Origin of the sequence: Sebaldella termitidis ATCC 33386 (assembly GCF_000024405.1) — a bacterium.
GTDB classification, from domain to species: domain Bacteria; phylum Fusobacteriota; class Fusobacteriia; order Fusobacteriales; family Leptotrichiaceae; genus Sebaldella; species Sebaldella termitidis.
In genome coordinates, this window is the sequence record NC_013517.1 from 1,023,539 (window position 1) to 1,038,111 (window position 14,573).

9 protein-coding genes are annotated in these 14,573 nt (G+C 35.2%); 8 read left to right on the forward strand and 1 reads right to left on the reverse strand.

Translation table 11 applies throughout. The annotated features are described in order from the left end of the window. Window positions 1–102 precede the first annotated feature (102 nt). From STERM_RS04770 to STERM_RS04785, 4 genes are all read left to right on the forward strand, one after another. The gene (locus tag STERM_RS04770) at window positions 103–6,903 is read left to right on the forward strand and encodes an autotransporter domain-containing protein (RefSeq protein ID WP_012860431.1); all 6,801 of its coding nucleotides are present in this window, start codon (window positions 103–105) and stop codon (window positions 6,901–6,903) included. Between the two features lie 316 nt (window positions 6,904–7,219). Continuing rightward, window positions 7,220–8,662: a glycoside hydrolase family 1 protein gene (locus STERM_RS04775; protein WP_012860432.1), complete on the forward strand. Its 1,443-nt coding sequence runs from the start codon at window positions 7,220–7,222 to the stop codon at window positions 8,660–8,662. A 12-nt stretch (window positions 8,663–8,674) separates the two neighbouring features. Beyond that, window positions 8,675–9,391 (forward strand): glucosamine-6-phosphate deaminase, encoded by a 717-nt coding sequence (locus STERM_RS04780; protein ID WP_012860433.1) that lies wholly within the window; start codon window positions 8,675–8,677, stop codon window positions 9,389–9,391. A 405-nt stretch (window positions 9,392–9,796) separates the two neighbouring features. Beyond that, window positions 9,797–10,036, forward strand: a complete 240-nt coding sequence (locus STERM_RS04785; RefSeq protein WP_012860434.1) for a P-loop NTPase family protein — start codon at window positions 9,797–9,799, stop codon at window positions 10,034–10,036. Window positions 10,037–10,261: 225 nt separating this feature from the next. Here STERM_RS04785 and STERM_RS04790 read toward each other — a convergent pair whose 3' ends face one another. After that, window positions 10,262–10,567 (reverse strand): hypothetical protein, encoded by a 306-nt coding sequence (locus STERM_RS04790; RefSeq protein ID WP_012860435.1) that lies wholly within the window; start codon window positions 10,565–10,567, stop codon window positions 10,262–10,264. 328 nt (window positions 10,568–10,895) lie between these two features. On the opposite strand from STERM_RS04790, the gene STERM_RS04795 reads away from it, so the two are divergent. Genes STERM_RS04795 through STERM_RS04810 form a run of 4 tightly spaced genes read left to right on the forward strand, consistent with a single transcriptional unit; the run spans window position 10,896 to window position 14,460 of the window. Further along, the gene (locus STERM_RS04795; protein ID WP_012860436.1) at window positions 10,896–11,105 is read left to right on the forward strand and encodes a hypothetical protein; all 210 of its coding nucleotides are present in this window, start codon (window positions 10,896–10,898) and stop codon (window positions 11,103–11,105) included. An 8-nt stretch (window positions 11,106–11,113) separates the two neighbouring features. Next, window positions 11,114–12,043 (forward strand): FAD:protein FMN transferase, encoded by a 930-nt coding sequence (locus STERM_RS04800; RefSeq protein WP_244407218.1) that lies wholly within the window; start codon window positions 11,114–11,116, stop codon window positions 12,041–12,043. A 12-nt stretch (window positions 12,044–12,055) separates the two neighbouring features. Beyond that, window positions 12,056–13,372: an electron transport complex subunit RsxC gene (gene rsxC, locus STERM_RS04805; protein WP_012860438.1), complete on the forward strand. Its 1,317-nt coding sequence runs from the start codon at window positions 12,056–12,058 to the stop codon at window positions 13,370–13,372. Continuing rightward, window positions 13,372–14,460 (forward strand): RnfABCDGE type electron transport complex subunit D, encoded by a 1,089-nt coding sequence (locus STERM_RS04810; protein WP_012860439.1) that lies wholly within the window; start codon window positions 13,372–13,374, stop codon window positions 14,458–14,460. The genes rsxC and STERM_RS04810 overlap by 1 nt, the downstream gene beginning before the upstream one ends. Window positions 14,461–14,573 lie beyond the last annotated feature (113 nt).

Consider the following 14,573-nt stretch of genomic DNA (forward strand, 5'->3'; position numbering starts at 1 on the left):
CTTTCTTTGAAAAAGGATAAAAAAAATTTTCGGAAAGGGTGAAAACCAGCAGACAATGCATTGCTTGGTATAATAGTAAAAATAATTAACACAGGAGGAAGAATGAAAAAAAATAAAAAATTATTGGTTTCTTTTCTAGCACTTAATGCAATGATGCATGCTTATGGAGCAAATACAGCTTCGGCAAAATATGACAGAATGTATAACAGTATTACAAAAAATATAGAAACCGGAAAATCAAATGAAAAAAATTATCAGGTAATAGAAAGAATACTTAAACAAAAAAATAAAGAATTAAAAGATTTATATCTGCAGAATGACTATGTAGTAAAGCCTGAATATCTTGAATGGCAGGTATTTTTTACAGGTTTTTATGATGAGTACAATGAGGGAAGGGATAATAGTTCTGAAAACTCATTATATCATTCAAAAGTAACGGGATATTATGATACGACCGGCAGTTATATAGTAACAAGCGGTTTTAAAGACGGGACATCTGGAAAACCTTATAAGGAACTGCAGCAGCCGAAAGAAATAGATCTGGGTGTAAATGTTCCTATAAGCGGAATAACAAGACCACCTCTTAGTTTAAATATTACGCCGAACAGCGGTTCGGGAGTAACAGGTAACTATGGTCCGATTACCATAGCGGCTCCAAGCATAGCACCAGGGGTTAATATTACTCCGTTTGTTCCGACAAATCCGGAAATTGTAGCACCGGGGTTACCCTTAGCGCCAGATTTTACAATAAGAGTTACATCGTATTGTAATACTTTTTGTTCTACGATTATACAGCGTGGCGGAAAAGGGAATTCGAGTTTCTCACAGGCAGATATTATTGCGAATCCTTTACCGGCAATTAGTTTTAGCTGGGCAGGAGCAACACCGTCGACAGGATTAATTTTTAAGTCATTTCTTGATACTGGGGTAATGTCTGATTTTGGATCTTCAGGAGTAGCACCATCATTACAGGAAATTACAATAGATTCTATACCGGAAGCACCCTATACGTCAAGTTTCGGAGGGAGTGTTACCTCAACTTTGAATGACCAGTATTTTTATGTCGGAGGTTCAAGGGTCGGTTCAATAAATAATTACGGGACTGCTGGGATTAACAATTATGCCAAGGTTAATATGATAGGTTTTAATGTAATCGGTTTTGAAGCACAAACTTTAGGCGGAGATCAAATAATAGAAAATCATGGGATTATCAGCGATGAGATAGAAAAAGATAATGCATATGTACAAAGCGTTCCCTCGAGTTTCTCAATGCTAAGAGCTGATTCAGGAACAACGACAGAATCAATAACAGTTAATAAATCTGCAGACGGCTATATAGGATACAAAGTCGGTATGGCCTATGTGGATGAAGGAAATAAATCAAGTGCAGCAACGAATTATTCAAGATTTGAAAATTATGAAACAATAGAATTTTATGGACCAAGATCGATAGCGATGCTTTCATATATTCCCGGTTATTCAGATTTAGCAGGAGGTTATAATGCAACTGATGCAGGATACCGTGTATTTTGGAGCAACAAATCTGGCGGAGATATAATTTTACATGGAAGTGAAAGCTACGGAATAAAAATCGGGAATGCAATTACCGCAGATTCTACAGTATATAATGAAGGAATGATAAAATTTACTAAAGGATTTAATGCAGATAAACCGGATAACAGTATAGGTATGGCTGCTATAGAAGATCCCGGAATAAATTCGGCAAAGCCACAGCTGAGAGTAAATATTTATAATGGTGTAATGAAAAATCTTGTAACAGGGACTATAATGTTTGAAGAAGGAACTACAAATTCAACAGGAATGTATCTGAAAGTTTTAGGAAATAATGATATAACAAATGAAGGAACAATTTTAATAGACTCAACAGCGGGCAAAAAAAATATGGGAATGCGTGTTGATCTGGGAAGTATAGATTTGGGAACAGCACCGGATAAAAATCCTGTTGCAATAAATACAAAGGACATTAAGATTAACGGAGTTAATACATTGTCAGAAGCAGATTATGTCAATTACGGAATGGTAGCAAACGGCAAATCAGGAATAAACATTGCTACAGCAAAAAATACAGGAACAGGTGTAATATCAGGAACAGGAGATAATGTAGTAGGATTATTTGCAGTAAACGGAGGAAAAGTCGAAAATGCCGGAACAATTAATTTTACTGACAATACAACAAAAGGCAAATCAGGAATAGTAGTAAAATCAGGAAGTGAGGGGGTAAATACCGGATCAGTTACAATTGTTGGAAATAATTCGGTAGGATTTTACAATGAAGGTTCCTTTATAAGTGATTCCGGGATATCTGTGACAGGAAATGACAGTGTGGGTGTTTATTCACTTGAAGGTTCTGCGAATACTGAAATTAAAGCAGGGACAATCACAGTATCGGGGAATAACGGAGTGGGAGTTTTTGCAGCAGCGCCGACAAATGCTGGGACAACAGTAAAGCTTGGAAGTACAGGAGCAGTAAATTTGAATGTAAGCGGAACTGATACTTATGCTTTTTATGCAAGCGGGTCAAACAATGTATTTTCAATTCTGGATAATACTACAGTAAGTGTAGGGGCAGGAAGTATAGGATTTCAGTATATCGGCTCGGGATTGTCCAACGCAATAAGCAGTTCGGATATATCAGCAATGTTTCCTGTAGCTGCAGGAAAAAGCCTGACTTTTAATCTGGATCCCAATTCATATGCAATGGTAATTCAAAAGGCTAAAATATCTTTATCTAATATCGGTACTTTTTCATCTATTTTACCGTCAAATGTGACTATGACAGGTTCGAATAAAGTAAAGATATATAAAGGTCATCTGGAAATAGATGAAAATTCAAATATAGATGCCGGAGCCGGAACAAATATAAAATTCAGAGATCTGCCGGTAGCTGCTTCATCAGTAACTTTATTAGCAGGAAATACAATAACCGGAACTGAAGGAAACCTTGTGGGTATAGGACAGGAAAATGATGACAGACTTCCTTTGACTCCAAATACTGATATCACCCTTACTAATAATGGTACAATAAATCTGAGCGGGTCGAATTCAACAGGATTGTATACAAGCTACGGAGTACTTAACAACAGCGGTTCAGGAATAATAAATGTATCGCTTAACGGAGTGGGATTGTATGGGACAAATGGTACAGCAGCAACAAATTCCGGGGTAATCACCTTTGGTGATAATGGAATAGGAATATACGGTGCCAATGTGACGCCTGCAACAACACCGACTTACGGGACAAAGAATATAAATATAACACATTCAGGAAGTATAGTATCAAATGGGGCAAATAAAGGATATGGAATAATTGCCGATAATGATAACAGCGGTACGTCAGCAATAACAATAAATGCAGGGTCTGCAATAGATCTAAGTTCTGTGACAAATGCTGCGATCGGAGATTTGATAGGAGTATATGCCAAGAATACCACAGTAAATTCCGACGGTGATATAACAATAGGCAAAAACGGGATTGTAATGTATGCGGAAGACAGTATTGTAAATATCACCGGGGGAACAATAAACATAACTGGGGATAATGCACTTGGATTTTATCTGAAGGGTGCAACAAACTTTACGAGTACTGCAGCTGCAACAATAAATATTTCAGGACAGGGAGTAACATTATTTAATCTGAATACAAATCCCGGAATGACATTTACGAATTTGTTTACTATAAATACAATCGGAACAGGAACATATACTTTAGGAAGTATTGCAAACGGTTCTTATTATTATAACAGTTCGACAGTATTAGGCGGCAATGGCGCCATGGTGTCTGCAAAAGACTCTACAATATTGTTTGATACTGGTGCAAATATAACTAGTACAGGTGATAATAATATAGCAATATATGTGGACAATGTTTATTCAGGACTACCGGTTGCAGGGTTCACGCCCGGAACAGAGGCTGAAAACAGAGGAACAATTACATTAAACAATTCATCGGCAGGATTATACGGTATAAACGGAGCAAGCCTGAATAACAGCGGTGCTATAACTGTAGGAAATGGCTCTACAGGAATTTACGGATCAGGAGCCACAGCAAATATAATAAATACAGGAACTATAACAATAGGGAATGACTCACAGGGAATTTATCTGAAAGACGGACAGACAGCAGATAACAGCGGAGTGATAACAAGTTCCGGTTCTAAGGCTGTAGGAATGTATACAGATAATGTATCAAATCCTATATTGAATAATAATCTGATAAATTTGACCGGTGATAAATCAATAGGTATTTATGCAGCCGGTGGAGTTAAAATAATAACAAACAATGGAACAATAAAAATCGGAGATTCATCAGATCTGAATGATCCAAGCATAGGTATCTATACAACAGCGGCAGGAGATACAGTAACAAACAGTGGTATAATAGATACAGGAATTAAATCAATAGGAATTTACTCAGAAGGAGCAGCAGTAAATCAAAATGGGACATCAACAGTAGGTCAGACAGGAACAGGAATATATACAAAAGGAGGTTCTGTAACTCTCGGAGCAGCAAGTATAGTATCAATAGGACAAAATGAAGCAGTAGGAGTATATGGAACGAATGGAACTTTAGTAACAAATAACAGTACTAATTTTTCAGTAGGCAACCGAGGTTACGGGTTTGTACTGGAATCAAATTCGGCATTAAATAATAATACTGCAATAAATCTCACAGGAAAAGGAACCGGGGTATATTCAGACGGGACAAATACTGTTACCAGTATAGCAGGAGCAGATATAAATATGACAGGTGATAACAATATAGGCTATTATCTGGTAAATGGAGGAACAGTAACAAACAGTGCAGATATAAACGGCACTTCCGGAGAATCAAATATAGGAATATATGCTAAAAATGGAGTGATAAATAACAGCGGAACAATAAGTGTAGGAGATTCAGTATTAGCATATAATTTAGACGGAACAGTAGATTATGATAACAGCGGTTATGCAGTAGGAATCTATGGGGAAGGATCACAGATAAATAATACAGGAAATATAAACATAGGTGAAAATGGAATAGGACTGTATACAAGGGATAATGGTACAACACCGGTAGTAAACCAAGGGAATATAACCGGGACAGGAAAAGGAGCAACGGGAATATTTGTAGATAATGGAATCGCCGAGAATGCAGCTGGAACGATAATAACAATGACAGGTGATGATTCCATAGGAATGGTGGCAAATAAGAACGGAACAATAATTAATAACGGAACAATAATAATGTCAGGAAATAATGTATCTGCGATGTTTGCCAATATAGGATCCACAGCAATAAATAATAATGTAATAGATATGACAGGAGCAACCGGAGATAAAAGTACAGCATTTTTATTAGGAGCAGGTTCAACATATGAAAATTACGGGACATTAAATCTAGGCTCAAATGCGACAATATCAGGAACAGCCGGGATCACTCACAAAATACCGAGCATGGTAAACGGTGGAATAATTCAGGCAAGCGGAGTACTGGCAGTGGACGGGATATCTTTATCAATAAAAGTAAATCCTGACAGTGTGGTTTATCAGACTTCAGTAACCTCAGGACCGCAGTTTGTGGCAAACGGAGCTTCAATAGTAGCAGATACGCTGATAACAGATAAACCGATAACAATACTTCCGGGATTTGCAGACGGGACAAATGCAAATGTATATAAGATAGAAAATGCAGTTATAGCATCCGGAGGAAATTATGAATTTATAAGCGGCTCGTTATTATGGGAAGCAACACCAGAAGCAACAGGAACCGGAGCAGATGTATATATGGAAAGAAAAGCATTTACAGACTTTACAGATGGATTATGGTTTGAAGATTTTGGAACTGCCCTTGAAGAAAATTTTCTGGGAGCTTCCGGAGATGCAATGCAGATTTATAATAAAACAGCATACATAAAGACTGAGGAAGAATTCCGACAGATAATGTCGAGTCTGGCAGGAGAGGTATACGCTAATATAAATCAGAGAGAATATGATATAGCAAAGGCATTTGAAGACTCGCTGCATTTACTTCAGGATTCCTCAAATAACACAAAAGAAAATGTAAAAATAAGTGTAATAGCAGGAAAAGGAAAAAATAAAGAGGAAACTGACGGAGTCACAGGTTATGATTATACAACTACGGGAGTACTGGCTTTACGTGAAGTAGAAAGAACCTATAGACATACATTCGGATATTCACTTGGATATTTACACACAGGCTTTGAATTCAAGGACGGAAATGAAAGTGAAGAATGGGTAGATACAATCCAGCTCGGGGTACATAATAAATATGCATCGGACGGATGGCAGCTGAGAAATGACCTTACGGGAAGGGCAAGTATTCATAATATAGACAGAAATATAGACTGGCCGTCGCCGCTAGGCAGATCAGAAATGAACGGAACATATGAAACATACAGTATCACAAGTGACAATATACTTGGAAAGGCATTTGGTCTAGGCAAGAATGCGAGTGTAATGCCGTATGGAGCATTCAGGGCAATGTATGTGACAAGACCTGCATTTAATGAAAGCGGACTGGAAGCTCTTGAGGTGGAAGGCAATGATGCATGGAGTGCAAAACCGCGAGCCGGTGTAGAATTGAAAGGTGCAGTACCTTTAGGAAGCAAGTCAGCGTGGCAGCTAAAAGGAACTCTTGATTTTGCTTATGAATATGAGCTTGCAGACCTTAATGAAAGGGAAAAAGCAAGACTGATAGCCATAGAAGACGGATATCATAAGCTTGCAAAGCCGCAGGATGAAAAGGGGACATTCAGAACAAAAGCAGCAATAGGAGTAGAGATAGAAGACAGATACGGAATATTCCTGACAGGAGAATACTCAACAGGAAATGATAAGGAAAATGATTACAGAGCAGGAGTGACATTAAAAGCAGTATTTTAATTATTTGATTAAAGAAAATGATTTTTTGGGATAAAAACCTGGTATGTTCAAGTCCGAAAAAAATCTTTCTTATAAAATTATTGCAATACTTATGTTTTTTATCTGATATCTTGCTGTTAGAATTTTTTCAACACGGCAAATCATAATAAATTAAATATTTATATTAAAGGAGCTGTATCAAAATATGAAAAATTTTTGATACGGTTTCTTTTTTTGACTGATTTTATAATTTTAATATATATATAATAAAAAAGTTCTTGACATGGAATGCATACCATAATTTATAGTATAAATATATAGGAAAAGGAGGTATTTTATGCAGAATTTACAGAAAAAATTCCCGGAAAATTTTCTTTGGGGAGGGGCTACAGCGGCGAATCAGCTGGAAGGTGCCTATAAAGAAGGCGGGAAAGGTCTTTCGATCATGGATGTTATACCGGGAGGTAAAAAGAGACTGGAAATAATAAGAAATCCTGATTTTGACTTTGAGATACATGATGATAAATACACTTATCCCAATCATGAAGGAATTGATTTTTACCATACATATAAAGAAGATATAGCTTTATTTGCCGAAATGGGATTTAAATGCTACAGACTGTCTATAGCATGGTCAAGAATATTTCCGCAGGGTGATGAAACTGAGCCTAATGAGGAAGGGCTGAAGTTTTATGATAATGTGTTTGATGAATGTCTGAAATACGGCATAGAACCTGTAGTAACCATTTCACATTACGAGATGCCTTTGAATCTTGCCGTTAAATACGGAGGATGGAAAAACAGAAAGCTGGTAGAATTTTTCAAAAGATATGCAGATACTGTATTGGAAAGATATTATAAAAAAGTAAAGTACTGGATGACCTTTAATGAAATAAACAGTGCCTTTTTTATACCCTTGTTTAGTCAGGGGTTTGTAAGAAAAAATACTGAAACATCAGAACAGGAAATATATCAGGGGCTTCACCATCAGTTCTTGGCAAGCAGTCTTGCAGTGAAAAAAGGACACGAGCTGGATAAGAATCTAAGAGTAGGGTGTATGATTATTTACGGTACAAGTTACTCATATGACAGTAATCCTGCCAACCAATGGGCTAATCTGGAAGAAAGCAGAATGTTCAATAATTTTTGTGCAGATGTTCAGGTAAGAGGTAAATATCCGTCATATATAAAAAAAGTATTTAAAGCTGAAAATATCAAGCTGGATATACAGCCTGGAGATTTGGAGCTGATCAGGGATTATCCCGCAGACTATATAGGATTCAGTTATTATATGTCGGCAGTAAGAGCAGCAGATCCGGGAAATCTGGAAAAAACTAACGGAAATCTGCTTTCAGCGATAAAAAATCCATTTTTGAAGGCCAGTGACTGGGGCTGGGAAATAGATCCCACAGGATTGAAAATAGCATTGAACGAGCTTTATGATAGATATCAGGTTCCTTTGTTTGTGGTGGAAAACGGACTGGGGGCACATGATATTCTGGAAGAAGGCAATAAAATAAATGATGACTACAGAATTCAGTATATGAGAGACCATATAGAGGCTATGGCAGAAGCTGTAGAAAGCGGTGTGGATCTTATGGGTTATACAAGCTGGGGCTGTATAGATCTCGTAAGTGCATCAACGGGAGAAATGGCAAAAAGATACGGTTTTATATATGTAGATATAGATGATGAAGGAAAAGGAACAGGGAAAAGATTTCCTAAAAAATCATTTTACTGGTATAAAAAAGTGATTGAAACTAATGGTGAAGAGATATAGAAAGGGGAAGACATGAAACTGATTATAACAAAAACTTATGAAGAAATGAGCGGTATAGCTGTAAATATTTTAATGGGTCTGATGTATCAGAATAAGAGAGTAAACCTTTCAATTACTGCAGGAAGTACGCCGAAAGAGATTTACAGACAGATGATAGCACAGGTAAAAGGAAAAGATTATTTTGACAATGTACATTATTATAATTTTGACGAGATACCTTTTAAGGGCTTAGACAGAGAAGGAGTAACAATAAGCAATCTCAGAAATGATTATCTTACGCCTGCGGGGATAAAAGAAGAAAATATACATAAGCTTACAATGGAAAATTATAAGGAGTTTGATGAAATGCTGGAAAAAGACGGCGGACTTGATGCGATACTGATGGGAATGGGAGCAGACGGACATTTCTGCGGAAATCTTCCAAAATTAACAAAATTCGGTAATAAAACATATATGGTTCCTATAGCGGAAGATTTAAAAGAACTGATGGTCGGAGAAGTAGGAGATATAAAATACGTTCCTGATTCATTTGTAACAATGGGGCCGGCAAGTGTATTTGCGGTGAAAAAGCTGATACTTGCAGTAAATGGGAAACATAAAGCATCAATAGTAAAAAAAGCACTTGAGGGAGAAGTGACTGAGGATGTTCCGTCGTCGCTTCTGAGACTGCATCCTGATATTACAATAATTCTCGATGAAGATGCCGCTTCTGAATTAGAGCTGGTGTAAAACCCACTGACTGATTTTGAAGTGAAGGAATATCAAAAAAACCAATAAAATACTCAGGGGGAGAATAGGGGAAATGCTGGTTAAAATTTTTGTAAGTTTTTTTAAAATAATATTTTTTCTCTAAATTTGTTTAGGATTTTAATTTAAAATATTTTAATTGCATAATTCATCTGAAAAATATTTAAATAAGGTTCTTTCTCTAAAAAGCAGATTATTACAAATATATTTTTTTCAGTGTTTCCCGCATTCTCTTCCTGAGTAAAGAAGACTGTATCATAAGTAAAATAGATCATGATACAGTTTTTTATTTTACGGAATTTTTAAAATTATATATAAAACATTTATTTTGGCTTTTCTTATATATTGGTATAATGTATATATAAAATTTTAAACGGAGATAGAAATATGATTATTGAAATTGAAGGTTATCAAATAAAAGCTTTTGTTTCAGGAAAAAAGTGTACAGAAGGAAAACTGCAGTGGCAAATGAAAAAGGTAATGGAACATATCGGGGATGATCAGCATTTTGTATCATTATTTTGTCATTTATTTGATTATGAAGAAATAGTATATTCTGATGAGACAGAGGCTGATTATGTCATAGATACAGATATTCACAGGGTATATAAACCTGTATATGGATAATAAAACCGGAAGTCAAAAGGCTGTATTGAAATTGCCCGTTTCAATACAGCCTGTAATGTTTATTTTTATATGAATAAATTTCTTTTCAATTATCAGATTACTGATTTTTAGCAAAAAATCCTAAAAATTTGCTAAATAAAAAAGATAATTAATATAATAAAAATTATTATATGAAATACTTATTTTCTTTTCTCCTTTTGTTAATCCAAGTCTAAAAAAGTCCCTCTATTGTAAAGGTAAATTTCTCTTTATCATTTCTTGCTCATACAAATTATATGCCGCTTCAGGTATTTTCAAATAAGATTTGTAAAAGATTCCTGACAGAAGAAAAGCCATTAATTTGTTGTCTTTCTGTTTTTTATATGTGTTGTATAATTTTACCAGTTTAGCATCATCGATTTTTCCGGACTCAAGTCTTTTCTTTAACTGCTTTGAGCTTAGCTTTGCCAGAAATCTTGTATATACACTAAAAAGCAGCATAAGTCCGCCAATAATGATGATAAATAGCAAAAATCCTACTAAATTTTCCATTACTGTTGCACTCCTTCCTAATATTCATAATTTTTGACAAAATAATTTTTTTTATTTACTGTTATTTATTATTGTCAAAGAATTACTTTCTATTATAATAAAAATTTTTTTAGATTGCAATGTTTTTTTGAAAACCTGTATATATTTGCTTAACTATCTGGAAGTATATTAAAAAAATAACAGAACAGGAGATCAGCAGAAATATTTGGAAATTGAAAATAAAATATGTTAAAATAAATAATAAAATATACATAATACTTTGGAGTCTTTTAAATATATCCTGTAATGTTTTCTGTAGTGAAATCTTCTAAAAAAGGAGCTGATAAAAATGACAAAGATAAAGAAAATCCTGATATTTCTAAGTGCTGTATTGCTGGTAATAGCAGGAAATAAAAAAAATTCGGATTTTGCAGCCAAAAATAAAGAAAAGAATAATAAAGAGATATTAGAGCAGGAAAAATCCACGGAAGCCGGGAACAATAACGGCAAGGTGACAACAGAGCCTGATGAAAAAGAAAGAGCAACGGCAAGCAAATGAAGAGGCTTATGTATAAAGCCAGAACGGAATATTTATTTCATTCACATATAAAAATAAAAATACCTGATAATTACGAAGACAAAATTTTTGATGAATTATTTGGAATTATGGAACAGGTAGATAAAAAATACAATTCATACTCGGAATTCTCTTATTTTGATCTGATAAATAAAAATGCCGGAAAATATACAGATGTGGACAGTATAACCATAGAAATACTGGAAGCAGCGAGAAAATATTCTGATTTTTTTGACGGTGTTTATGATATTACAGTAATGCCTCTTATAAGATTATGGGGATTTTACAGAGAAAAACGCAGGACAGTTCCATCACTTCATGAAATAGAAAAAGCAAAGAAAAAAACAGATTATAAAAATATTGAAATTGATCCGGTTAACCTGAAAGTAAGATCGGGAAGCGGGCAGGAGATAATAACAGGCTCCTTTCTAAAAGCATTTGCAGTGGATAAGGCTGCTGTAAGACTAGCGGAGCTTGGCATTGATAATGCAGTTATTAATGCAGGGGGAAGCAGTATAAGATGTTTTAACAATGATATAAAGAAAGAATGGACAATATCAGTTTCTGATCCTGATGAATCACAGAGAGATTTGTTCGATCTGAAGCTGCAAAATAAAGCATATTCTACATCTGCAATGGGAGGCAGCTTTGTAAAGATAAATAATAAAAAATATGGTCACATAATAAATCCGGTTACGGGATATCCGTCAGAAAATAAAGCAGTTGGGTTAATAACTGAGGAAAGCTTTATTGGGGATATATTATCAACAGGTTTTTTTAACTGTGAGCCGGAAAGATTTTTGCAATTAATGAAAATCCTGAAAAGAGATATGTACATAGAAGGGTTTTTAATGGATAAAGCCGGAAAGATTCACTATTCGGATGGTTTTGAAAAACATATAATTAAGTATGAGATTTAGCGGGGTGAAAATTTGAAAAAAGTACTTAACGAAAAAATGAGAATAACTTCTATGAAGGATGAAACTAAAAAAAAGAAAATGAGTCAGCTGGAGGAGCCGCAGTTTTTTTATATTTCACTTTCACAGCATATCGGCAATCCGGCTGCAGAAACTGTAAAAACCGGTGATTATGTGAAAAGATTCCAGCTGATAGGCGAATCACAGGGAAATATTTCTGCAAAAATACATTCGCCTGTATCAGGAAATGTGAAAGATATAATAGAAAAAGCTATGCCAAACGGAGCAAATGTAAAAACAGTCGTAATTGAGAATGATTTTCAATATATTGAAGAGGAGACTGTGAAAAGAGAAATAAGAAACCTAAGCAGCTATTCTGAAAAAGAGCTTCTAGAAATTATAGAAAATGCTGGTATTACCGGTGAAGGAGGAGCACAGTTCCCTGCACACATAAAGTATGATGTAAAAGATAAAAGGATAAAGAATCTGATCTTGAACGGCGCTGAATGTGAGCCTTATCTTACATGTGATTATACTCTTATGAAAGAATATACAAGAGAGCTTTTTGACGGAATAAAGATAATTTGCGAAATACTTAAACCGGAAAATATAATTTTGGCAATTGATGAAAAATACTCTGCTCTGGAAAGTGAGTTCCAAAAATACAATACTGATAATGTGAAGATATTAACAGTTTCGGATATTTATCCTCAGGGCAGCGAACAGCTGTTAATAAACAGTATTCTTAACAAAGAAATACCAAAATCAAAGCTTCCGGCCGAGGAAGGCATTATAGTAAGCAATGTAGGGACAGTAAAAGCTGTATATGAGGCCTTTTCATACGGAAGACCCCTTGTAGAGAGAATAGTGACAATATCCGGGGAAAAATCAGGAGAGTACGGGGATTATATTATAAAAATAGGAACACCTCTAAGTCATATTATAAAAAAATCAGGATTAAAAGATCAGCCAGAAAATGTAAGGATGATATTCGGCGGTCCTATGATGGGAAATGAAATAAGTGATTTAGAAACAGGCATAATGAAAGGAACATCAGGAGTTTTGTTTTTATCAAAAGAAATAGACAGAATAGAAAGAAAAAACTGTATTTTATGCGGCTATTGCTCTGAGGTATGCCCTGTTTATCTGATGCCTATGAAATTTGAAGAGTTCTACAGAAAAGGAAAGTATAAAAAGCTTTTGGAATTTAATCTGAATTCTTGTATAGAATGCGGAGCCTGTGAATATATTTGTCCTTCTCGTGTCGCACTGATAGAAAGCATAAAATCCGGTAAAAAAGAGCTTGCTAAAGGGAAAGGGGATAAAAATTAATGGATAATGCCGAAAAAACTTTTAATCCGTATATCAGAACAAATGACAATGTAGGGAAAGTGATGGGGGATGTGATTTTAGCTCTGTTTCCATGTATACTGGTAACTTTTCCCGCATACGGGATAAGACCTTTACTTTTGTGTACAGTATGTGTTTTGAGTACTGTTTTGGCTGAATGGCTTTTTTCAATGTTTTTCCTGAAAAAGAAAAATTCTGTAAATGATCTGTCTGCTGTAGTAACAGGTATACTTCTTTCTTTTACTCTGGCTCCTTTTACACCGCTTTATATTGCGGCTTTCGGAGGTGCAGCTGCTGTAATATTCGGTAAAATCGCCGTTGGAGGGCTCGGACGTAATATATTTAACCCGGCCTTACTGGGAAGAGAATTTATGACTGTATTTTTTCCGGCAGCAATGGGTTCTGGGATGATATGGGGAAACGAGAGTTTATTAAAATATAAGTATATAGAAATAATCAAATCTTCCGAGCCGGGAAGCTGGGCGGAATATCTGGACAGGATTTTTTTTACTGCAAGCGGTGCCATAGGAGAGTACTCGATATTTCTGCTTGCTGCAGGGGGAATTTATCTTATATACAGGGAAAGAATAACATGGCATATTCCGTTTTCCATGTTTATAGTGATATTTTTAGGGATAACGGTTTTTACATTTTTGGGATTTGATATAAAAATAGCTTTAGGCGGTCTGATTCTCGGCGGGATATATATGGCGACAGACATGCCTACGAGTACTACTACACCTGCAGCAAAAATATATTACGGGTGTATGATAGGAGTATCGGTAATTCTTTGCTGGATGAGCCGTATTGAATTTGAAACATTGTCTTATTCAATACTTATTATGAATGTATTCAAAAATCCTGTGGACAGCTTATGCAGACCAAGGGTATTCGGGACAGAAAGAGAAACTTTTAAAAGAATACTGCACGGCTTTTTCCTTTTTGTTATTATTGCATGTACTGTATTAATAGTGATGTTTTTTCATCATAACAATCTTATAAAATATCTGCTGTATATTTATATAATATGGTCAGCAGTAAGACTTATAAGGTCAGGAGAGGTTTTGTAAAAACAGCTTATATGTAAAAAAGATAAAATAAATCAAATAATAGGAATAAAAAAAGAATAGCCTAAGCTGTAAGAGGTAGAATTATTTTAAGCTAATAAGAAGAATAATTTTTT

What these genes read in the sequence shown, in the direction of transcription:
- STERM_RS04780 (WP_012860433.1), top strand. Translation starts at nt 8,675, where the DNA reads ATGAAACTGATTATAACAAAAACTTATGAAGAAATGAGCGGTATAGCT.
- STERM_RS04810 (WP_012860439.1), top strand. Translation starts at nt 13,372, where the DNA reads ATGGATAATGCCGAAAAAACTTTTAATCCGTATATCAGAACAAATGAC.
- STERM_RS04790 (WP_012860435.1), bottom strand. Translation starts at nt 10,567, where the DNA reads ATGGAAAATTTAGTAGGATTTTTGCTATTTATCATCATTATTGGCGGA.
- STERM_RS04800 (WP_244407218.1), top strand. Translation starts at nt 11,114, where the DNA reads ATGTATAAAGCCAGAACGGAATATTTATTTCATTCACATATAAAAATA.
- STERM_RS04795 (WP_012860436.1), top strand. Translation starts at nt 10,896, where the DNA reads ATGACAAAGATAAAGAAAATCCTGATATTTCTAAGTGCTGTATTGCTG.
- STERM_RS04770 (WP_012860431.1), top strand. Translation starts at nt 103, where the DNA reads ATGAAAAAAAATAAAAAATTATTGGTTTCTTTTCTAGCACTTAATGCA.
- STERM_RS04775 (WP_012860432.1), top strand. Translation starts at nt 7,220, where the DNA reads ATGCAGAATTTACAGAAAAAATTCCCGGAAAATTTTCTTTGGGGAGGG.
- STERM_RS04785 (WP_012860434.1), top strand. Translation starts at nt 9,797, where the DNA reads ATGATTATTGAAATTGAAGGTTATCAAATAAAAGCTTTTGTTTCAGGA.